The organism is Arcobacter siniprincipis (SeqCode), from assembly GCF_048571125.1.
GTDB lineage: Bacteria > Campylobacterota > Campylobacteria > Campylobacterales > Arcobacteraceae > Arcobacter > Arcobacter siniprincipis.
Genome location: NZ_CP182343.1, coordinates 1,774,543 through 1,795,139 on the forward strand (window position 1 = coordinate 1,774,543; position 20,597 = coordinate 1,795,139).

Annotated in this window: 19 protein-coding genes and 2 tRNA genes; 3 read left to right on the top strand and 18 right to left on the bottom strand. The window is 28.3% G+C overall.

From position 1 onward, the window contains the following. Positions 1-25: 25 nt before the first annotated feature. Positions 26-102 (bottom strand) — tRNA-Met (locus ACNI3D_RS08915). 12 nt (positions 103-114) lie between these two features. Beyond that, a tRNA-Gln gene (locus ACNI3D_RS08920) sits at positions 115-189 on the bottom strand. A gap of 118 nt (positions 190-307) precedes the next feature. Here ACNI3D_RS08920 and ACNI3D_RS08925 point away from each other — a divergent pair. Beyond that, positions 308-1,339, top strand: coding sequence for a bifunctional 3,4-dihydroxy-2-butanone 4-phosphate synthase/GTP cyclohydrolase II (locus tag ACNI3D_RS08925; RefSeq protein ID WP_419766748.1), 1,032 nt, complete (start codon positions 308-310; stop codon positions 1,337-1,339). 19 nt (positions 1,340-1,358) lie between these two features. Here the strand turns inward: ACNI3D_RS08925 and ACNI3D_RS08930 are convergent, their stop codons facing one another. The 5 genes from ACNI3D_RS08930 to ACNI3D_RS08950 all read right to left on the bottom strand — a co-directional run bounded on the left by ACNI3D_RS08930 (position 1,359) and on the right by ACNI3D_RS08950 (position 6,938). Beyond that, complete coding sequence (locus ACNI3D_RS08930; protein WP_129099271.1) at positions 1,359-1,847, bottom strand: hypothetical protein; 489 nt, start codon at positions 1,845-1,847, stop codon at positions 1,359-1,361. Positions 1,848-1,917: 70 nt separating this feature from the next. Next, positions 1,918-3,495: a phosphoenolpyruvate carboxykinase (ATP) gene (gene pckA / locus ACNI3D_RS08935; RefSeq protein WP_419766749.1), complete on the bottom strand. Its 1,578-nt coding sequence runs from the start codon at positions 3,493-3,495 to the stop codon at positions 1,918-1,920. A 21-nt stretch (positions 3,496-3,516) separates the two neighbouring features. Continuing rightward, a complete protein-coding gene (locus tag ACNI3D_RS08940; RefSeq protein ID WP_129099273.1) occupies positions 3,517-4,839 on the bottom strand; it encodes a sodium ion-translocating decarboxylase subunit beta in 1,323 nt (440 codons plus the stop codon). A 21-nt stretch (positions 4,840-4,860) separates the two neighbouring features. Then, a complete protein-coding gene (locus ACNI3D_RS08945) occupies positions 4,861-6,681 on the bottom strand; it encodes a biotin/lipoyl-containing protein (RefSeq protein WP_419766750.1) in 1,821 nt (606 codons plus the stop codon). A gap of 5 nt (positions 6,682-6,686) precedes the next feature. Then, complete coding sequence (locus ACNI3D_RS08950; RefSeq protein WP_129099275.1) at positions 6,687-6,938, bottom strand: OadG family protein; 252 nt, start codon at positions 6,936-6,938, stop codon at positions 6,687-6,689. Positions 6,939-7,247: 309 nt separating this feature from the next. Here ACNI3D_RS08950 and ACNI3D_RS08955 point away from each other — a divergent pair, with 309 nt between their 5' ends. After that, positions 7,248-7,904, top strand: coding sequence for a S24 family peptidase (locus tag ACNI3D_RS08955; RefSeq protein ID WP_375723792.1), 657 nt, complete (start codon positions 7,248-7,250; stop codon positions 7,902-7,904). On the opposite strand, the gene ACNI3D_RS08960 is transcribed toward ACNI3D_RS08955, so the two are convergent. Genes ACNI3D_RS08960 through mobB form a run of 5 tightly spaced genes read right to left on the bottom strand, consistent with a single transcriptional unit; the run spans position 7,901 to position 12,394 of the window. Then, the gene (locus ACNI3D_RS08960) at positions 7,901-8,890 is read right to left on the bottom strand and encodes a peptidoglycan synthetase (RefSeq protein WP_375723793.1); all 990 of its coding nucleotides are present in this window, start codon (positions 8,888-8,890) and stop codon (positions 7,901-7,903) included. The two genes, ACNI3D_RS08955 and ACNI3D_RS08960, sit on opposite strands and share 4 nt — an antisense overlap. Positions 8,891-8,898: 8 nt before the next feature. After that, a complete protein-coding gene (gene metG / locus ACNI3D_RS08965) occupies positions 8,899-10,842 on the bottom strand; it encodes a methionine--tRNA ligase (protein WP_419766751.1) in 1,944 nt (647 codons plus the stop codon). Positions 10,843-10,855: 13 nt separating this feature from the next. Continuing rightward, the gene (locus ACNI3D_RS08970) at positions 10,856-11,056 is read right to left on the bottom strand and encodes a hypothetical protein (RefSeq protein WP_419766752.1); all 201 of its coding nucleotides are present in this window, start codon (positions 11,054-11,056) and stop codon (positions 10,856-10,858) included. After that, on the bottom strand, positions 11,046-11,891 hold the full coding sequence (locus ACNI3D_RS08975; RefSeq protein WP_419766753.1) for a class 1 fructose-bisphosphatase: 846 nt from the start codon (positions 11,889-11,891) through the stop codon (positions 11,046-11,048). Before ACNI3D_RS08975 ends, ACNI3D_RS08970 begins: the two co-directional genes overlap by 11 nt. Continuing rightward, positions 11,891-12,394 (bottom strand): molybdopterin-guanine dinucleotide biosynthesis protein B, encoded by a 504-nt coding sequence (gene mobB / locus ACNI3D_RS08980; protein WP_129099280.1) that lies wholly within the window; start codon positions 12,392-12,394, stop codon positions 11,891-11,893. Before mobB ends, ACNI3D_RS08975 begins: the two co-directional genes overlap by 1 nt. A gap of 78 nt (positions 12,395-12,472) precedes the next feature. On the opposite strand from mobB, the gene ACNI3D_RS08985 reads away from it, so the two are divergent. Continuing rightward, positions 12,473-12,982, top strand: a complete 510-nt coding sequence (locus tag ACNI3D_RS08985) for a hypothetical protein (RefSeq protein WP_419766754.1) — start codon at positions 12,473-12,475, stop codon at positions 12,980-12,982. Here ACNI3D_RS08985 and ACNI3D_RS08990 read toward each other — a convergent pair. From ACNI3D_RS08990 to bamA, 6 genes are read right to left on the bottom strand one after another with little or no spacing between them, the layout of a single operon-like run. Beyond that, positions 12,948-14,339 (bottom strand): transglycosylase SLT domain-containing protein, encoded by a 1,392-nt coding sequence (locus ACNI3D_RS08990; protein WP_419766755.1) that lies wholly within the window; start codon positions 14,337-14,339, stop codon positions 12,948-12,950. The two genes, ACNI3D_RS08985 and ACNI3D_RS08990, sit on opposite strands and share 35 nt — an antisense overlap. A gap of 9 nt (positions 14,340-14,348) precedes the next feature. Then, on the bottom strand, positions 14,349-14,627 hold the full coding sequence (locus ACNI3D_RS08995) for a YggT family protein (protein WP_013135523.1): 279 nt from the start codon (positions 14,625-14,627) through the stop codon (positions 14,349-14,351). Then, positions 14,624-15,913, bottom strand: coding sequence for a glutamate--tRNA ligase (gltX, locus tag ACNI3D_RS09000; protein WP_419766756.1), 1,290 nt, complete (start codon positions 15,911-15,913; stop codon positions 14,624-14,626). The genes ACNI3D_RS08995 and gltX overlap by 4 nt, the downstream gene beginning before the upstream one ends. Position 15,914: 1 nt before the next feature. Continuing rightward, on the bottom strand, positions 15,915-17,153 hold the full coding sequence (locus tag ACNI3D_RS09005; protein WP_419768986.1) for a M16 family metallopeptidase: 1,239 nt from the start codon (positions 17,151-17,153) through the stop codon (positions 15,915-15,917). Between the two features lie 52 nt (positions 17,154-17,205). Then, positions 17,206-18,276, bottom strand: a complete 1,071-nt coding sequence (locus ACNI3D_RS09010) for a dehypoxanthine futalosine cyclase (protein ID WP_419766757.1) — start codon at positions 18,274-18,276, stop codon at positions 17,206-17,208. Between the two features lie 18 nt (positions 18,277-18,294). Further along, a complete protein-coding gene (bamA, locus tag ACNI3D_RS09015) occupies positions 18,295-20,556 on the bottom strand; it encodes an outer membrane protein assembly factor BamA (protein ID WP_419766758.1) in 2,262 nt (753 codons plus the stop codon). Between the last annotated feature and the right edge of the window lie 41 nt (positions 20,557-20,597).

The following is a 20,597-nucleotide window of genomic DNA, read 5'->3' on the forward strand; positions in this document are numbered from 1 at the left end:
ATAAGAAGTTTTTTTTAGTAATAATTGGTTGCGGAAGCAGGATTTGAACCTACGACCTTCGGGTTATGAGCCCGACGAGCTACCGGACTGCTCTATTCCGCGCCAATAAAATTTTGGATGGGGTAGCAGGATTCGAACCTGCGAATATCGGCACCAAAAGCCGAGGCCTTACCGCTTGGCGATACCCCAATTTTTTGAGATGGGAATTATAGTAAATTTTTACATTTTTGTCAAGATAATTAATATTTATTTTTATATATTTTGATATAATCACTTATATATAAAAAACAATTAAAAGAGATTTAAAATGTCAGCAATTAAAAGAGTACAAGAAGCTATTGAAGAGATAAGAAAAGGTAACATGGTAATCATGTTAGACGATGAAGATAGAGAGAATGAAGGTGATTTAGTTTATGCAGCAGCATTATCTACTCCACAAAAAGTAAATTTCATGGCAAGTCATGCGAAAGGTCTTGTTTGCGTATCTATTACTAAAAATACAGCAAATAGATTAGAACTAAATCCAATGGTTGCAGCAAATACTTCATCTTATGAAACTGCTTTTACAGTTTCAGTTGATGCAGCAAGTGCAAGTACTGGTATTAGTGCAGGTGAGAGAGATGATACTATTAAAATATTAGCAAATCCAGTAAGTAATACAAAAGAATTAGTAAAACCTGGACATATTTTTCCTCTAATTGCAAAAGATGGGGGAGTTCTTGTTAGAACAGGTCACACAGAAGGTTCTATAGATTTATGTAAACTAGCAGGGTTTAATGGTGAAGCTGTTATTTGTGAGATTATGAAAGATGATGGAACAATGGCAAGAAGAGATGATTTAGATATTTTTGCTCAAAAACATAATCTAAAACAAATCTATATCTCTGATCTAGTAGAGTATAGATTATCACATGAAATATTAGTAGAAGAAGTTTCTTCCACAAATATAAACTTTTTTGGAAAAGAAGTTATAAAAAAAGAATTCAAGGATCATTTAAATAATGTACATACTGCAATTATATTTGGAGATTTTGAAGATACAACACATGTTAAATTTCATTCAGTAATTCCAGATATTCAACTATTTTTAAATGATGATAAATTGAATTCTATGATTAAAACAATAAATTTCTTACAAGCAAAGAATGGTATTTTAATTTTTCTTAATGAATTTATGAATCATCCAGAATCAAAAAAAGATTATGGAATAGGTGCTCAAATACTTAACTTGTTTGATATCAAAAATATAAAACTACTAACAAGTGGTGGGAAGCACTCATTTGTAGGTCTAACAGGCTTTGGTTTAGAAATTGTTGAAGAGATTCAAATAGAGGGCTAAAAAGTTGTAGTAGGGAGACTTATTTTATCCCTGCTACTGTTTTAACCACTTCAAGTGATTTTTTTATCTTTATAATATCTTCACTTAATTCTTTTTCATTTTCTTTATAATATGTAGAAGATTCAATTATATTTATCTTATTTTCAAGTTTTAATATAGAACTAGCTCTTGTATCTTCATCTTCAATATTCATATAACTTAATGGATTTTGGCTAGAAAGTTTTTTTAACCTAAATAAAAAAAGATACTCATTATCAGGCGTCTCTTCAAAAAAACTACAAATTTCATTATAAACTTCCTCTTTTGATGAATCAAATTTATTATATATTACATTTACATAATCATTTAAAAAAATTTCATAATTCTCATAATCAATAAAAAAATCTTTTAAAGAGATACTTTCTATATCTTTATTATTAAACTTCTCATCAATCATATGAACAGCACATAAGTATGCTACTTTAGAACATTTTCTCTCAATATCTTTTAAAATACTTTTAAATTCCATTATTTTATCCTTAAATAAAAAAAGGGAGATGATAAAGTCATCTCCCTTTTTTAATAAAAATTACAAATTTTTATAATTGTGGACCAGCTGCTGTAAAATCATAATCACTTTCTAATGTCAAATATTTTTTGAAATTTTTAACATACATTCCTGCAAGTTTTTTTGACATTTCATCATAAGCTTCTGTATCTTCCCAAGTATGTCTAGGATTTAATACTCTTGTTTCAACACCATCAAGTGTTTTTGGAACAGCTAAATTAAATACTGGAAGTGTTTCAAAATCACTTTCAGTTATAGAACCATCTAAAATAGCATTTATACAAGCTCTTGTATTTTTAATACTCATTCTTGTACCAATACCATAAGGACCACCAGTCCATCCTGTATTTACTAAATAAACATTTACTTTATGTTCATCAATTTTTTTACCTAAAAGTGCCGCATAAATAGTTGGATTTAAAGGTAAAAATGCTTCACCAAAACATGAACTAAAAGTAGCAACTGGTTCTGTAATACCTCTTTCTGTTCCTGCAACTTTTGCAGTATATCCACTTAGAAAATAGTACATTGCTTGTTGTTTGGTAAGTTTTGCAACAGGAGGTAAAACACCGAATGCATCAGCGCATAAGAAAATAATATTTTTGGGATGTCCACCCTTCATATCAGGTGTATGATTTTCGATATGACTTAAAGGATAAGAAACTCTTGTATTTTCAGTTTTACTTCCATCAGTAAAATCTACAACACCTTTTTCATCAGCAACAACATTTTCTAATATTGCACCTTTTTTAATAGCTCCATAAATCTCTGGCTCATGTTCTGCAGATAGGTTAATAACTTTAGCATAACAACCACCTTCAAAATTGAAAACTCCATTATCATCCCAACCATGCTCATCATCACCGATTAAAGCTCTTTTAGGGTCAGTTGATAATGTTGTTTTCCCAGTACCAGAAAGTCCAAAGAATAAAGCTGTATCACCATCTTCGCCAATATTTGCAGAACAATGCATTGGTAATTTTCCCTCTAAAGGAAGCCAATAGTTCATCATAGAAAAAAGACCTTTTTTCATCTCACCAGCATACCAAGTACCACCAATGATTGCAATATTTTCTTCCACATTAAATACCACAAAAACTTCAGAGTGAAGACCATGGCTCATATATGATTTATCTATTGTTTTACACGCATTATATACTGTAAATTGAGGAGCGAACCCATCTAAGTCTGATTCGTCAGGCATTATAAACATATTTTGTATAAAATTTGCTTGCCAAGCTATTTCTGTAATAAATCTAGCTGATCTTCTTGAATCAATAGAAGCACCACAAAATACATCAGTAACAAATAAATCTTTATTGCTTAACTGCTTTTTTGCAGTTAATAATAAATCATCGTAAACATCTTTTGTTACAGCACTATTTATATCACCCCAAGCTATATATTTGTTTGAAGGATCTTGATTTACAAAAAATTTATCTTTTGGACTTCTACCAGTAAAAATACCAGTATCAATCATTAAAGCGCCAGTTGAAGATATTTGCGCACCTTCATTTTTTACTGCATGATTAATTAATAAATCTACATCACTGTTTCTATATACAGTTTGAACGTTTTCTAAACCTAATTGGCTTCTAATATCAGACATTATTCTTTTTTTCCTAATAAATTAAAATATTGATAATAATACACCCGCCGCTACTGCAGAACCAATAACACCGGCAACATTTGGACCCATCGCATGCATCAATAACACATTTGATCTGTCATATTCCTGACCAACTTTACTAACAACTCTCGCTGCCATTGGTACAGCACTAACACCTGCTGCTCCAATTAATGGATTAATTTGATTATCTTCAGAACTAAATTTATTCATAAGTTTAGCCATAAGTACACCAGCTGCAGTACCTGCAGAAAATGCCAATAATCCAATAACCATAATCCCTAATGTATCTAACACTAGAAATTTATCCGCTGCTAATTTTGAACCAACTCCTAAACCTAAGAAGATAGTTACAATATTAATTAAAGAATTTTGCATTGTATCGGAAAGTCGCTCAACAACTCCTGATTGTTTTAAGAAATTTCCAAATGCAAATGCACCAATTAAAGGAGTTGATTCTGGAAGTACTAAAACAGCGAGCATTAAAATCAAAATAGGTAAAAAAAGTTTTTCTAATTTATGTACTTTTCTTAATTTTGGCATTTTAATTCTTCTCTCAGCATCAGTTGTAAGAGCTTTCATAATAGGAGGTTGAATAACAGGAACTAATGCCATATAAGAATATGCAGCAACAGCAATTGCACCTAACATCTCAGGAGCAAGTCTATTTGCAATAAAAATTGATGTAGGACCATCAGCTCCACCAATAATAGAAATAGCAGATGCAGTTTGTAAGTCAAATCCTATCATAACTGCACCAACAAGTGATCCAAAAATACCAAATTGTGCGGCACCACCAAGTAGGGCAGCTTTTGGATTAGCTAAAAGTGGTGAGAAGTCTGTCATTGCTCCAACACCCATAAAAATCAATAGTGGGAAAAATTCATTTGCTATTCCCATATTATAAATAATTCCTAACATCCCATGTTCACCACCCATGTGGGCCAAAGGAATATTCGCTAATAATCCACCAAAAGCAATAGGAAGAAGTAATAAAGGTTCAAACCCTTTTGCAATTGCTAGATAAAATAGTACAAAACAAATGATAAACATTATAATTCTACCAAATGATTGTTCAAAAAATGTCATGGGTCTTTCATGAGCAGAATTTGGCTCTGAAGTCATAACATCATCACTTGGATTAATTAAAGCATTAATACCTGTAGTATTAAAAAAAGAAACTACTAGTTGCCCAATAGTTTTAGAGTGATACTCTTTAGTTTTTGTTTGAGTTTCTGTCCCACTTTGGGTATCAGAAGCAAATGCATTTATGCTAAATATACACATAAGTGAAATTAACAAAGAAGCGATTAATTTTTTATTCATAAATTTTCTCCAATTTGTTTATTAACCAATAATGGCAATAACTTGACCTTCTTCAACAGCTTCACTTTGAGTAACTAAGAAAGATTTTATTGTACCATCAACTGGCGCTTCAACATCAATTTCCATTTTCATAGCTTCTAAAATCGCAACAACTTCACCTTTTGCAACTTTATCACCTACATTTTTAGTTATCTTCCAAACATTACCACTAACAGTAGCACCTACTTCTACACCATCACCACTTGATACTGGTGCTGCAGCAGTTTGAGTCGTTGTTGTATTTTGCACAGGTGTTACTTGAATATCTGCATTTCCTTCTGCAACAGTTACATTAAATTTTTGTCCATCTACTACTACAGTATAGTTTCCAGTTGAATTACCCATAACTTTATTTTCTCCTAATTTACAATCTTTATCATCTTCACATATATCTAAACTATTTTTTCTAACACTTAAAGGACTATTTCCTTTTAAAAATGAAATTCCTTTTTCATCACAAGCAGCTGCTATAAAGATATTTTCTTCAGTAGTTTCAATATTTTCTTCAACAAGTCTATTTTCCCAATATTTCATAGTTTTCTTTTCATCTCTATCTGAAATATCTAATGGATTTTCTTTTGTTGGTTTTAATTTTAATTTTTCTGCTGCTAATGCTACAACCTCGGCATCTGGTTCAACAGGAGTTTTACCAAAGTATCCAAGTACCATTTTCCCATAACCAGGTGCTATTTGTTTCCATGGACCAAACATTACATTTGCATATGCTTGTTGCCAATAAAATTGAGAAACAGGAGTTACAGAAGTACCGTATCCACCTTTTTCAACAACTTCTCTCATAGCTTTTATAACTTCAGGAAATTTGTGTAAAGTACCATTATCTCTCATCATTTGAGTATTTGCAGTCAATGCACCACCTGGCATTGGTGAGAAAGGAATCAAAGGAGAAACTTGAGTAGCTTCTGGTGGCATAAAGTAATCTTTTAAACAATCATTTAAAACTTCTTCATATTTTAGAATTTTTTCTATTTCTAAACCACCAAGATCATAATTCATTCCTTTAACTGCATGCATCATAGTTAAAATATCAGGTTGGCTAGTACCACCTGAAACTGGATTTGCAGCTAAATCAATACCATCAGCACCAGCATCAAGTGCAGCTAAATAACAAGATACACTAACCCCTGCTGTTTCATGAGTATGTAGTCTAATATGAGTATCTTCACCCACTAACTTTCTAGCCATTTTGATTGTATCAAAGATTTTTTGAGGAGAAGAAGTTCCTGAGGCATCTTTAAAACAAATAGAATCATAAGGAACACCACTATCTAATATTTTTCTTAATGTTTTTTCGTAAAAAGGAACATCATGTGCACCAACACATCCTGGAGGTAAATCCATAAGTGTTACAACAACTTCATGGTTCAATCCATATTTTTTGATACATTCTGCTGAGTATTCAAGATTTTGAACGTCATTTAAAGCATCAAAATTTCTGATTGTTGTAGTCCCATGTTTAGCAAACATTTTGGCATGTAAATCAATAAGATCTCTTGATCCTGTATCTAACATAACAGTATTAATTCCACGAGCTAGAGTTTGTAAGTTTGCATCGGGGCCAACTATTTCTCTAAATTTATCCATCATTTCAAATGCATTTTCTTGTAAATAGAAGAATAAAGATTGAAATCTTGCTCCTCCACCAAACTCAAAATGATTTATACCTGCCTCTTTTGCAGCTTCAACAGCTGGAAAAAAGTCATTCATTAAAACTCGCCCACCAAAAACTGATTGGAAACCATCCCTAAAAGTGGTATCCATTATATCAATATATTTTTTTGACATTAAAATTAACCTTTTTGATTATTGTGATGTTGAATAGCTGCAGTAATAGCAGCAATCTTTTTTGCAGTAGTATCAGATGTTGCAACACTAGGTTGAACTTTTCTAGCAGGTTTTATATTTTCTTTTTCAGGAAAATACTTTTTTATAAGCCCTGCTTGAGCTTTCAAAGCTAAAACCATAATTATAAGGAAAGAAAAAACTATTCCCATTCCTAAAACCATAAATTTTAATGCTTCCATGACTAAATTTGTTTCCATATATTTCTCCGTCAAAACACCGAATTCAAATTAAATTCTATAGTAATTAACCTTTGTTAAAATTAATTTTTTGGAAAATATATGTAAAATTTTAAAATTTACATTATTTATACATATTTACAATATTTTGTTACCATATTTGTATAATAAATAGTCTATTCTTTTTATAGCTCTTGAAATTGATGATTTTGTATCTAAAATGATTGTTTGCATGTTATTCTCCTATAAATATTTCAAATTTTAATATATTTTCATAAAACTATTGAAAAATCTTTCATTTTGTAATATAATTTCAAAAAAGGAGACAAAATGTTATTAGTAAATGAAATAATTGAAAGACTAAAAGATGTTTTAAGTACTGATGGTATCAAAGGGAAAATCTTTGACAAAGATGTTGCGGATGCACTAAGTTTATCACAAGCTAATTTTGCAACTATGAAAAATAGAAGTAGAATACCTTTTTCAAATATACTAGACTTTTGTGCAATAAAAAAGATTTCGATAAATTGGCTTTTATATAATCAAAATCCTGGATCACTTGTGGACTCAACAGATAAATACTGGATAAAATATTTTCCGGAAATTTCAGTTAGTGCAGGGGGAGGGGCATATGATAGTGATGAAAATTATGAGAATATTGAAGTTCCACCATATTTTGTAGATACTTTAGGTGGAGAGCAAAACTTAAAAAATATCGAAGCTATAAATGTAATTGGTGACTCAATGGAGCCTACATTAAATTCAAATAATATTATCTTTGTAGATAAATCAATAAAAAGTGGATTTAGAGATGGGATCTATGCTTTTACAACTACTCATGGACTTTTTGTAAAAAGAATACAAAAAAGAGTTGATGGAAAACTTGATATTATTTCAGATAATAAAGACTATCCTGCTCAAGTTATGAAAATCGATGAATTAGAGGTTTTAGGTAAAGTTGTTGGCTCTTTTGGAATGGTATTCTAAAAGAGTTCTGCACTTTCATGCAAAGATAGCTTTAAAGTCTCTTCGACTTTAAACTTATCATATCCCATTATATAAATTGCATTGAAATTTTCTTTTTTAATAACTTGTTTTAAATTATCTAAATTTTCTAAGACAATTTGGGCTTCATCTAAACCTTCAATATAAATAGGACTTATGAATATAGTTTTACCATATTTATATTTTTTTTCTAAATATTTAATTTCATCTACCAGTAATTCTAAGTTTTTTTGACAAACAATGAACTTATTGCTCTTACCAAAATCTATTACATTTAAATATTTATCCACAAAAATAGGTTTAAAGTGCGTTAATTTCATTAGTTTATGAAAATCAATATCTATATTTAAAAAATTGTAAACATCTAAAAATTGATTTATATAAAGTGATGGGATTTTTAGTTTGTTAAAATATTTTTCTTCATATGAAAATGATGTTTCAAATAACGAGTGTTCGATAAGATTATCAATTTTGTACTCTTTTGTAGAAAAAACTTTATAATTTGGATATATTTTTTTGATAAGCTCTTCATCTGCACAAAAAAATATCTCTTCTTCACTTAGATTTTCCATAATTTTTGTACTTCTTAATAAATTAGAAGAGATAAGATGAATCTCTTTTTTTGAAGACTTATATATGTTTATTAAGTCATAAGTAACTTTATCACAATAATAAACTTCTAAATTAAGCGTAGAAAACTTAAATCTAAAAAGTTTGACTAAAGCTTGATAAACTGAGGGTACTTTTATCCAAGCAATTTCTTTATCTAACACTTCAATTTCAAAATCATAAACAATAGCAAAAGCACCATTTTGCATAGCAATTTCTATATCATCTTTATTTTTAACTAAAAATAAATCACCTTCAATTACTTTTTTTGGATCAGTTTTAATATTGTATATAAAAGAAATAGATGGAGAGTTTTGAAGCTCGCCATCTATAATATCAATGATAGAAGAAATATTCACAATATTTCTTAAGAGATTTTCGTTCCAGAAACTTTTGGTTTTTCAGGACGAACTAAATTTAAACCATTTTCATCACGAGCAGCTAGAAGCATACCTTCACTTATCATTCCCATTAGTTTTGCAGGTTTTAAGTTTGCTACAACACAAGCTTGTGTTCCCACAAGCTCTTGAGCACTGTAAGATTCTTTTATTCCAGCTAAAATTTGTCTATTTCTTCCTTCTCCTAAATCAACTTGAAGTTTTAAAAGTTTTTTAGATTTGGGAACTTCTTGGGCTTCTACTATAGTACCAATTTTTAAAGTAGTTTCAAAAAACTTATCAATTGTAATTAAATTATTTTCTTCTATAACTTCTTTTACTTCCTCTTTTTTAGTAGGTTGTGTAGCTACATCAGCAGGTTTTGCTTGCTCTAATAATAACTCTTCAATTCTTGGAAAAAGCTGTTCTATTTTTGTAATAGTAACATCTTCAAGTAATTCTTTATTTTCTATAATTTTTGTATAGTTTTCAGTATTTATTTCTACTCCTATACATTGAGCTATCTTAGAAATCTTTTCAGGCATAACTGAGTCTAAAAGTAGGGCAACTTTAGCCATAATATTAGTAATCAAAGCAACTAAAGCCATAGCTTCATCAACTTTTCCTTCTTTCATTTTACTCCAAGGTTCATAATCAGCAATTGCTTTGTTTGCAATAGTTAAAACCTTCCAAATTTCTTCAAGATATCTATTTAATTGCATATTGTAAATATAATCTTTAAGTCCAGCTAAAATCTCATTTACTTCATCTAATTCTTTATTATGAAATTTAACTACATCTTTTGAAGTAACTTTATGTTCAAAATATTTTCCACTCATACCAATGATTCTATTAAGTAAATTTCCTAAGTCATTTCCTAAATCAGAGTTAATTCTATCCATCAAAGCTTTTTGAGAGAAATCACCATCTTGACCAAAAGGTACTTCTCTAAGCATAAAGTATCTAAAAGCATCAAGACCATAAGCATCTGCTACTTCTTTAGGATTTACCACATTCCCTTTTGATTTTGACATTTTATCACCATCTCTTGTCCACCAACCATGAGCTGCAATGTGTTTTGGCAATGGTAAATCTAATGACATCAAAAATGCTGGCCAATAAATAGCATGAAATCTTAAAATATCTTTTCCAACTAAATGAATATTTGCTGGCCAATATTCCATATTTTTATCATCTGTCCCATATCCAAGTGCTGTAATATAATTCAATAAGGCATCTAACCACACATACATAACATGTTTTGGTTCATTTAATGATTCTGGTAATTTAACACCCCAATCAAATGATGTTCTAGATATAGACAAGTCTCTTAGTCCACTTTTTACAAAATTTATAATTTCATTCTTTTTAGAACGAGGTAAGATACAGTCTGGATTTTCTCCATACCATTTTAGAAGTTTATCTTCATAAGCAGATAATTTAAAAAAATAACTCTCTTCTTTTACTATATTTGTAGGTTTTCCACAATCAGGGCAGAACTCATCTTCTATTAATTGTTTTTCAGTAAAAAATGTCTCACATGACACACAATAATAACCTTCGTACTCACCCTTGTAAATATCACCTTTGTTAAACATCTTTTCAAAGGCAAATTGAACACCAGTTTTATGTTCTTCATCAGTTGTTCTTATAAACTTATCATAAGAAATATCAAAATCATCCCATAAAGCTCTAAATTTACCAGAAACTTCATCTGCATACTCTTTAGAAGTTTTACCTCTTAATTTTGCACTCTCTTCGATTTTTTGTCCATGTTCATCAGTACCTGTAAGTAAGAAAGTTTTATTACCAGTTAATCTTGAGTATCTAGCCAACATATCAGCGATGATTGTAGTATATGCATGTCCTATATGTGCAACATCATTCACATAATAAATTGGAGTAGTAATATAAACATTTTTATGACAATTCATTTTTTACCTTTAATTAAAATTCAAATCCACCTGTAGAACCTTTGTTCATAGATTCATACACGGCTATAACATATTTTTTTCTTATTTCACAATCGAAAAACTTCTCACAAGGATTACAAGAATCTAAACCAAAAGACTTTTGACACTCTTTTAATCCAACTATTCGCTCTTCTAAAGCTTCTTCCCAATGATCAGGATTTTGATTATTTTCCATTTTCACTATAAACTTTTAAAACTCTATTAATCTCTTCTTTTGAACCAAAAAAACAAGGAGTTGTATCATGAATATGAGTAGTAGAAACTTCTAAAACTCTTTTAAAACCATCAACTGCTCCACCACCTGCTTTTTCATAAGTAAGGGCAAAAGGGAAAACTTCAAAAAGTTGTCTTAGTTTTCCTTTTGGTCTATCAGTAGTTCCTGGATATGAGAAAAGTCCACCACCTTTAAGAAGTATTTGATGAAGATCAGGAACCATTCCACCACTATATCTTAATCTATAACCATCATTAAAAATATCATCAATCAATTGTTTATGAAAAGGAGCCCAGCAATTTTGTGTAGAACCTGGAGCATTTAATTTCCCTTTTTCATTCAACTTAATATCTTGAATAAATTTAAATTCCCCATTAAGTAATCTATACATTTTTACATCATCTGTTGTAATTACCATTTCAACTCTAGGTCCAAACACTACATAAACAGAAGCTACTATATTAGCAGCATTAAACTCATTTGAATAAATACCAAAAATAGAACCAACTGATAAGTTAACATCAACTAAAGAAGATCCATCTAAAGGATCATAAGCAATTAAATACTTACCATCATCATGTAGATTTACAATATTTTCTTGTTCTTCGCTAACTATCGCTTTTATTGATTTAACTTTTGAAAATATCTTTTCAATAATTACATCACTTTGGATATCAAGTTTTAATTGAGTATCTCCAGTTGAATTTTCTTGTTCACTTTTTCCTGTATCACCTGTCTCTATAAGATATTTTATCTTTATAGCTGATTCTTTTATAGCATCAAAAATTTCATTCATCACTTTACTCTTTTCGCATTTTGTTCAATCCATTCAATTATCTCTTCTGGATTATTTAAATCTAATTTTTTCATTCCTTCAGGAATATCTTTTATACTCTCATCAGTTGCAATTACATCTGTTACTTCAAAATAAGATTCTTCAATTTTATCCCTAAATATTGCTATTCTTGGAAGAGGTAAAGTCTTAAGACCTTCAACTAACAAATAATCAAATTCTTCAAACATATTTATAATCTCTTCCAATGAAGAAGTTGTCTGTTTAAACATTGTAGTTCTAGTAGGCCCTACAACTGCAACATCTGCACCTGTTTGAAAAAACTTGAAAGAATCTTTTCCTTCTCTATCAAAGCTAGCCTTATCTTTAGGATCATGCTTTACTATGCAAACTTTGTATCCCATATCTTGAAGAATACTTGATACTTTTATTACTAATGTTGTTTTCCCACTATTTGAGGGACCTGTAAATGCTACAGCCAAATGTTTTTTTGTATTTAATTTCATTTTGGGATTTTATCTAAATGATGGTTAAAGTATCTTTAGTGTAAAATCACGAACTTATTATATAAATTTGGAGAATTTATGAACAAACTTTTGTCGATTATTTTATTTACTTATTTACTTTTTATAACTGGTTGTAGCTCTTATTCTATAACAAAATATTTTAATAAAGATGAATTTTTTCTTAAATCATTACAATATACAAAGAAAGCAGATGTTGTTGAAAATAATGAAGTTATATCTATATTTACTGCAACATATTTAAATAAAGTTGATGATAAATATGATGATAAGTACGAAAATTTCATAGTTTCTGTTTATGTTGCAAATAATAAAAAAGCTGGAACACCTAATATAACTTTAGATAAACAAAGTTATTCAAAAGAGGAAGAAGAAAATAATATAAGTTATAAAGAAAATTATATAAAAATGGAAGAGATAAGAAAAGGTTCAAAAATCATTGAATCAATACCTTTAAAAAATCCATGGGCAAAATATTATTTAATCAAATTTGAAAAAAATAAGAATATAGAAAGTCCAGTATTAACATATAGTCTTAATGAGAAACAGAAAGTTGAGATAAATTTTTAAAAAACTCATCTAAACTTAGTTCTTTTTTATCTATAATCTTAGTATAAACAATAAAGTTTACAATAAAATCTTTTGCTTTTTCACTATCCATAAGCTCTAAACTTAAGTATGGTTCATACAAATTCTTTGTATTAAACAAATCAAATTTTAATTTATCTTTTAAATATTCTTTATTATTAGAATATGAATAAAAGTACATTAAAGGATGAAAAAAATCAGTTTTTAAATCATCTAATATATAAGTAAAATAATCAATATTTATCTTAGTGTCAAGAAGTTCTTCTTTTTTTGTAGATAACTTATTTAAAACAATTATCTTTTCAGCTTTTTTTAGATTTATTTGCATTAAACCTAAGTTAAAATCAGGTGAAACTTTATTTTCATCAAAAGAGCTTAAAGTCTTAGCAAAGGAGTTAATCAACACTTTTTTATCATCAGGATATTTTTTTAAAAAATCATAATCTAATACTTTAAAATCATCACCAAATTTTATTTTCTCTTTCAATTGTTGCTTTATATATAAAGTATAAATATTTAAGTCATTTGATTCTTTTAGTGCATTTAAGCTTTTCTCATCTTTGTTTAATAAATAAAGCCAAAAGTTAGCTTTGTCTTTATCTTTTTGATTAATAGCTTTTAATAGAGCATTCTCAAAGTATATATTTGTTTTAAGATCATACTTTTTATTTAAAACTCTATTTAAACCCAATAAAAAGGATACTTCATAATTATAATTTGAATCATCAAATTCTAAAAAAGTAGATTGTAAGAAGTTTAACTTGGGATTTGAAATAACTACTGATAAAAACTTTTTAAACCTTTTGTCATCTTTTATCTTTTCTATAGTCCTAGGGGGAAGTCTATAGTTTAGTTTTTCATTTAAAAAATTATTAGTAACATTTAAATATAAATCATAAATTATATCCTTAGAAGAGGAAACAACTTTAGTAAAAGGAATAGGGGAATTTATTATTTTTAACTCTTTTGCTAAAAGAGGATAAGTACCTTCTATCTTTTGTATTATTGAATTTAACTCTAAAGCATTTAATTTAAGAGCTTTTTTTAGAGTAAGTCCAACAGCAATACAATCACTATATGAATCAACTAACTCTTCTACTTTTGCATTTAGGCACTGAGAGACAGCTAGCGTCTCATCAAGATCTATTTTCTTTGCATATTCATCAAAAATAATTTTATTCACATTTGAGATATGTTCTAATATATTTATAGTATTTTCATATGATTTTTCACTATTTGATAGTTTGACATAATTGTCAAAATCATTTTTTAAAATATTCTCAGAGGAATAGACATAAGAATTTATGAGAAAAAAGCACAGAACAGTCTTAAATCTCATAAAAAATCCTTACATTCCCATAAATAATCTTCCTAAAAATGTTTCTAGGAAAATAAGTACTAAAATAAGAATCATTGGCGCTAAATCCATACCACCAAATACTGTAGGAATATACTTTCTTATTAAAGCATAAGCAGGTTCTGTTAGTCTATATAACATTTGAACTATTGGATTATAAGGATCTGGTCTAACCCAAGAAATAAGTGCCGAAATAATCACAACCCATTTATATAAAAATATAACGCTCATAACAACTGTAGCTATTGAACCTATTAGTGCATCTGTCATTTTATAATCTCTCCCATGTAGTTTTTAATATGTAAATAAATATCTGATAAATCTGGACCATTATTTGTACCTGTTAAGATATATCTCAAAGGTTTAGATAATGATTTATCTTTTAATTTTGTATTTTCTATAATATATTTTTTTAATTCTTCAAAATATTCTATAAAAGGAGCAGTTGATAAACACTTCTTTACTTTAGAAAATTCATCTTCAAATCCTTCTAAAGAATCTTTTGAACTAAAGATTACATCTATTTTAGATTTAATCTCATTTATTGTACTTGCTTCTTCTAAATAAAGTTTCCCAAGTTTTCCAATATCAGTATCTGCAAAACCTAATATTTTAGATAATCTCATTTCATCTAAATTAGCAATATGTTTTTTGTTGATATATCTTAATTTTTCCATATCAAAACTAACGGTAGCCTTTGATACTTTTTTAATATCAAACCACTCAATAGCTTCTTCAATTGTAAAAATTTCACTTGGAGTTTCACTTCCTAATAATACTAAATAATTGGCAATAGCACTAGGTAAAAAGCCTTGTTCTATAAGCCATCTAACACTATTCTCATCATCATCTTTATTATTATTTACATTTAAAATACTAGGAAGATGTATATAATCAATATTTCTAGTATAACTTAATTGATTTCTTACATGTATTTGTTTTGCTGTATTTATAATATGTTTTTCATCTCTAATTACTAAAGAAATATCATAAAGCATATCATCAACTGAAGAAGCAAAGTTGTAAGTTGGTGTTTTATCATGTTTTAATATAATAAACGAATCAACATTAGAAGGTTCATACGAAAAACTTCCCTTAAGTAAATCAGAAAATTCAATAGCTTTTTCTGGCTTTTTAATTCTAACTGTAAAGGGTGCATTACAGTTTAAAACTGTTTCATCAGATAAAGTTTCGCAAAAGCCATCATAGCTATTTGCTTTTCCTTCTTCTTTACATTTAGCGCTTATCTCTTCTAACTTTTCATCAGAACAAAAACAAACGAAAGCTTTTTTTGAACTCAATAATTGCATCGTTAATTTTTGATGATATTTAAAATTCTCACTTTGATAAACAACAGCTTTATGATCAATAGAAAAAAGAGTTAAAAGTTCAAGGATTTCTTTATCATTTCCCTCAATGATTTTTTCTTTATCTAAGTCTTCTATTCTTATTAAGAGTTCTTCATTTAATTGTTTAGCAACAATGTAGTTAAATAAAGCAACTCTTAGATTTTCTAGGCTCATAACCTCTGTAAGACTTTGTGAGAACCTTAACAAATTATTTCCTTACTATTGAAAATGATAAATTTTCTATCTCTGCATGAGATTTAATATAACTATTAATTTGTTTTAAACTTAATTTTTCTATTTTTTCTAACTCTATAGTTGAATAATCTTGATTTAATCCTCTATAGTAAAGAGTAAAAGCTCGATTTAATCTTTGGCTTAGAGTTTCTACTCTTAAAGGCTCACTTCCTGTTAAGAAGTTTTTAGCAGCTTCTAATTCATCTTTAGTGATACCTTTATTTACAAATTCATTTACAATTTTAACTACTAAATCTTTTGCTTCATTTGCTGTTTCATTTTTTGTTTGTAAATAACCTGTAAAGTATGTATGAGATTTATTTATAGAAATTTGACCATAAGCACTATAGGCTAGACCTCTTTTTACTCTTATCTCTTCCATTAATCTAGAACCAAAACCACTTCCACCTAAAATAAAAGAAGCTACTTTTGCAATATAATTATTTTCATCATCTACTTTTACATTAAAAGGACTTCCAAAATAGATATAGGCTTGTTCAGTCTCTTTTATTTGCTCTTTTACAATTTTTTTGTCAGAAGCTTCAATATCTATCATTTTTGATTCTTTTCCATGCTTTAAAGAGCTTAAAATAGGTTCTAAATTAGTTTTTAACTCCTCTAAAGAGATATCTCCACCTGCAACAATAATTAAATTCTCTAAAATCAAATTTGAATTAATAAAATTTTTAACATCTTCAAGTGAAATTTTTGAAATAGACTCTACTGTTCCATTTGATGGATTTTCTAAAGCAGTACCTTTAAAAAGTATTTTATTTAATTCATTTCTCGCTACATAATCATAATCATTCTCTTTTCTTTTTAAAGAACCTGTTAAAATTGTTTTTATTTTTTCTACTGTTTCATCTTTATAATTAGGTGATTTTAATAATTCACTTAATAATTCTAAACCATTTTTATAAACATCTTTAATAGATGATAATTCAATAACAAATGTTTCAAATCCATGAGAAACATTTAATGAAATTGCTAAGTTTTCTAATTTTTGTGCAAACTTTGTACTTCCATCTTTTAAAGTACCTTCATTTAATAATCTTGCAGATAAACCTGCTAAACCATTTTTATCATTATCTTTTATTGAACCACTATTTTTGAAAACTAATTGTAAATTAAAAGTTGGTAAAGAGTGTTGTTCTTCAAAAATAACTGGTATATTTGTATTTTCTATTTTAATATGCTCTATTTGGGCACCCATTAAAAATCCTTGTATTATAAATAAAATTAATGCTATTTTTTTCATATTAGAATTAAAACCTTTCTAATATCTCATATGCAGTATTTCTTTTTGCTGGGTTTTCACCTATATCTCGAATTAATTCAATCATCTCATCTTGATTCATACAATTACTAGCACCTGCAGCAGCAACTACATTTTCTTCCATCATTGTACTTCCTAAGTCATTTGCACCAAATTTAAGTGCCATTTGACCGATATAGCTTCCTTGAGTCACCCAAGAACTTTGAATATTAGGGAAGTTATCTAAAAAAATTCTTGAAACTGCTAAAAGTCTTAAATATCTATTTGATGATTGAGGTTTCAAATCAGGAATATCTTCTAATAGTTTAGTATTACTACTTTGAAAAGACCACATAATAAAAGCTCTAAAACCACCTGTTTCATCTTGTAGTTGTCTAATTAAATCCCAATGTTCTATAATTTCTTCATCTGTTTCAACAGTTCCAAACATCATAGTAGCAGTTGTTTTCATACCAATTGAGTGAGCAAGTCTATGAACTTCTAACCATTTACTTGCATCTATTTTTTTAGGAGCAATAATATCCCTTACTCTATCACTTAAAATTTCAGCTCCAGCTCCAGGAATAGAACTTAATCCTTTTGCTTGCAATCTTTTTAAAACTTCTAAAATAGTTATTTTAGAAACCTTTGCAATATAAACAATTTCTATTGCAGAAAAAGAGTGTAGGGTGATTTGCGGGAATTTAGTATGAATATGTTCTACTAAATCTTCATAATAATCAATTTTCAATTTTGGATGAACTCCACCTTGCATAAGTATTTGAGTTCCACCAATTTCTAATAATTCTTCTATTTTTTTGTCAATTTCTTCATATGTTAATACATATGAATCACCATCTTTTCCATGTCTATAAAAAGCACAGAACTTACAATCTACCCAACAAACATTTGTATAGTTGATATTTCTATCAACTACAAATGATGTAATTCTATCTGGATGTAATTGTTCTTTAATTTTAGAAGCCATTTCTCCTAATTCAACTAAAGAGATATTTTGAATTAAAGCTAAAGCCTCTTTTTTTGTAATTCTATTATTTATTGTACTCATTTTTTTTACCATAATTTACTCTTTATATTTTTAAAAAGATGACCCTAAAGCAAATTCAAATGAAGATGTTTTATCCCCAGCTTCATCATCTAATGCTTGAGAGAAGATAAATTGAAGTGGCCCAAATGGAGATATCCATTCAAATAAAGCTCCAGCACCACTTCTTTTTATTTCTGAAAAGGAATCTTTCCCTATCATACCATAATCATAGAAAACTCCCCATCTCATTTTAGACTTAGGGATTAAAGGGAATGACAACTCTATACTATTTGTAAACATTTGTTTATAAACTGTTTCATTTATTAAATTATCATCTGGACCAAAGGCATATGATTCATATCCTCTTAATGATTTTGGTCCACCCATATATAAAGAATCCCCTCTATTTAGATGTCCATTATCAATTAAGAAGTTTAAGTTTGCTCTATATCTAAAAATCCAGTCATGATTAGTCAAATCTTCCAATGAATGAAAATATTTAAAGTTTGTTAAACTTTTCATATATTCAGAATCACCACCAAGTCCTGCATATTCAAAAGAAGTTCCAGCTTTAATACCACTTCTTGGTATTAAATAGTCATCAGTATTATCAAAATTTAGATATGGAGTAATTGAACTTGTAATATATTCTTGATCAACATCGTCTGGTAAAGGCTTTCCATCATTTTTATCTTCGTCAGAATATTCTTCTTCAATCATGTCAAATCTATATCTTGCACCTGCATATAAATTTCGGACAATTTCTCTACCAGCTGATACAGAAAAACCTTTTGAAGTTTTATTTAATTCATAATCACCATCATCTGTATCTCTATAATCAATTTCATCTTCAGATTGATGTACTTCTATTTTTCCATTATATTTACTATCTTTTATAGCTGGATTAGAGACTGAAACACTAAAATTATGATTTTTTTCTGAAAAATCAACATTTACACCAAGTGCTAAACCAGATCCAAATACATTTTTTTCATTAACTCCTGCACTAACTAATAATCCATCATAAGAACCATATCCACCACCAAGAGTAATATTTCCAGTTGGAGTCTCTTTTACATTTACTATTAAATCCATTGTTGTATCAGTAATTCTTTTTTGTTCAATTGTTACATCATCAAAGAAACCTGTTCTTTTTAATTTATTTTTAGATTCTGTTAAATCTGTAAGTGAAAATAAATCACTAGGTGCTAGATAAACATCTCTTCTTATAACTCTATCTAATGTTCTACTATTTCCTGAAATAATTACATCATTTATATAAACTTTTTTACCAGGAATTATGTTAAATATTACATCAGCTGTACCATTTTTTTCATTTTTGTTTATATCATACTTAACTTGTGTAAATGCATATCCTAAATCAGATACCTTTGTTTTTAAGAATTCAACATCTTTTCTAAGTTTTTCAATATTAAAAATATCATCTTTTTCAAGTTTTAAGTCACTATATAAAGTTTTAGGATCGATTATTGAAGCATCAACATATATTTTAATATCATTTGTTTTGTACTGTTCACCTTCATGAATAAAGAAATCTAAAACAGCATCATTTGATGCAAAATTAACTTTCATAAAAGGATCTTTTACCACAGAATCTAAATAACCATTTTTAAAATACTGATCTCTAATTCTTGGAGCATCATAATCTAGTTGTTCTAAATTAACTTCTCCACTATTATTTCCAAACCACCAAGGAATAAAATCCCGTTCATTATTTGCAGTTACTTCTGTAAAATCATCTGAGTCTAATTTAGTTGCACCATAATAATTTACTTTTTTAATTAGAATTTCATCACCAACATTTACATCAAAAGTAACTGCCACTGCATCATTATCTAAGTTTTCAACATTAACTTCAACAACAGAATTTACATATCCTTCTCTTTCTAAATTTTTGAGTAAAATTTCTTTTGCATGCTTAATTTTAGAAGGAGTATACATATTCCCTTTTTTTATACCCATTCTTGAATATAATTCCTCTTTATCTTCATCTCTACTTTTGTAGTTATTCATTTCTATATTAGCAATAGATGGTTTTTCTTTAAATATAAACTCAATATTTCCATTGTTATTATTAACTTTTATATCATCAAAGTATCCAAATTTATAAAACTTTTTAATTGCATTATTAATTAATTTATTATTTATATCATCACCAACTCTGAGGTCTATTGTTTCATCCGCGATATCTTGAGAAATTCTAGATAAGTTAATATATTTTATTGACTGTATCTCTTGCCCATGTAAAAATGTAGCAAGCATTAAAGATGTATATAAAGCAGTTTTTTTCACGTGTATCCTTATAACTATTCTTATTAAAGCAGATAATATAA

Bases quoted from the DNA above. Each gene is read 5' to 3' on its own strand.
- ACNI3D_RS08925 (WP_419766748.1), top strand. From the start codon at position 308: ATGTCAGCAATTAAAAGAGTACAAGAAGCTATTGAAGAGATAAGAAAA.
- ACNI3D_RS08930 (WP_129099271.1), bottom strand. From the start codon at position 1,847: ATGGAATTTAAAAGTATTTTAAAAGATATTGAGAGAAAATGTTCTAAA.
- pckA (WP_419766749.1), bottom strand. From the start codon at position 3,495: ATGTCTGATATTAGAAGCCAATTAGGTTTAGAAAACGTTCAAACTGTA.
- ACNI3D_RS08940 (WP_129099273.1), bottom strand. From the start codon at position 4,839: ATGAATAAAAAATTAATCGCTTCTTTGTTAATTTCACTTATGTGTATA.
- ACNI3D_RS08945 (WP_419766750.1), bottom strand. From the start codon at position 6,681: ATGTCAAAAAAATATATTGATATAATGGATACCACTTTTAGGGATGGT.
- ACNI3D_RS08950 (WP_129099275.1), bottom strand. From the start codon at position 6,938: ATGGAAACAAATTTAGTCATGGAAGCATTAAAATTTATGGTTTTAGGA.
- ACNI3D_RS08955 (WP_375723792.1), top strand. From the start codon at position 7,248: ATGTTATTAGTAAATGAAATAATTGAAAGACTAAAAGATGTTTTAAGT.
- metG (WP_419766751.1), bottom strand. From the start codon at position 10,842: ATGAATTGTCATAAAAATGTTTATATTACTACTCCAATTTATTATGTG.
- ACNI3D_RS08970 (WP_419766752.1), bottom strand. From the start codon at position 11,056: ATGGAAAATAATCAAAATCCTGATCATTGGGAAGAAGCTTTAGAAGAG.
- ACNI3D_RS08975 (WP_419766753.1), bottom strand. From the start codon at position 11,891: ATGAATGAAATTTTTGATGCTATAAAAGAATCAGCTATAAAGATAAAA.
- mobB (WP_129099280.1), bottom strand. From the start codon at position 12,394: ATGAAATTAAATACAAAAAAACATTTGGCTGTAGCATTTACAGGTCCC.
- ACNI3D_RS08985 (WP_419766754.1), top strand. From the start codon at position 12,473: ATGAACAAACTTTTGTCGATTATTTTATTTACTTATTTACTTTTTATA.
- ACNI3D_RS08990 (WP_419766755.1), bottom strand. From the start codon at position 14,339: ATGAGATTTAAGACTGTTCTGTGCTTTTTTCTCATAAATTCTTATGTC.
- ACNI3D_RS08995 (WP_013135523.1), bottom strand. From the start codon at position 14,627: ATGACAGATGCACTAATAGGTTCAATAGCTACAGTTGTTATGAGCGTT.
- ACNI3D_RS09005 (WP_419768986.1), bottom strand. From the start codon at position 17,153: ATGGGTGCCCAAATAGAGCATATTAAAATAGAAAATACAAATATACCA.
- ACNI3D_RS09010 (WP_419766757.1), bottom strand. From the start codon at position 18,276: ATGGTAAAAAAAATGAGTACAATAAATAATAGAATTACAAAAAAAGAG.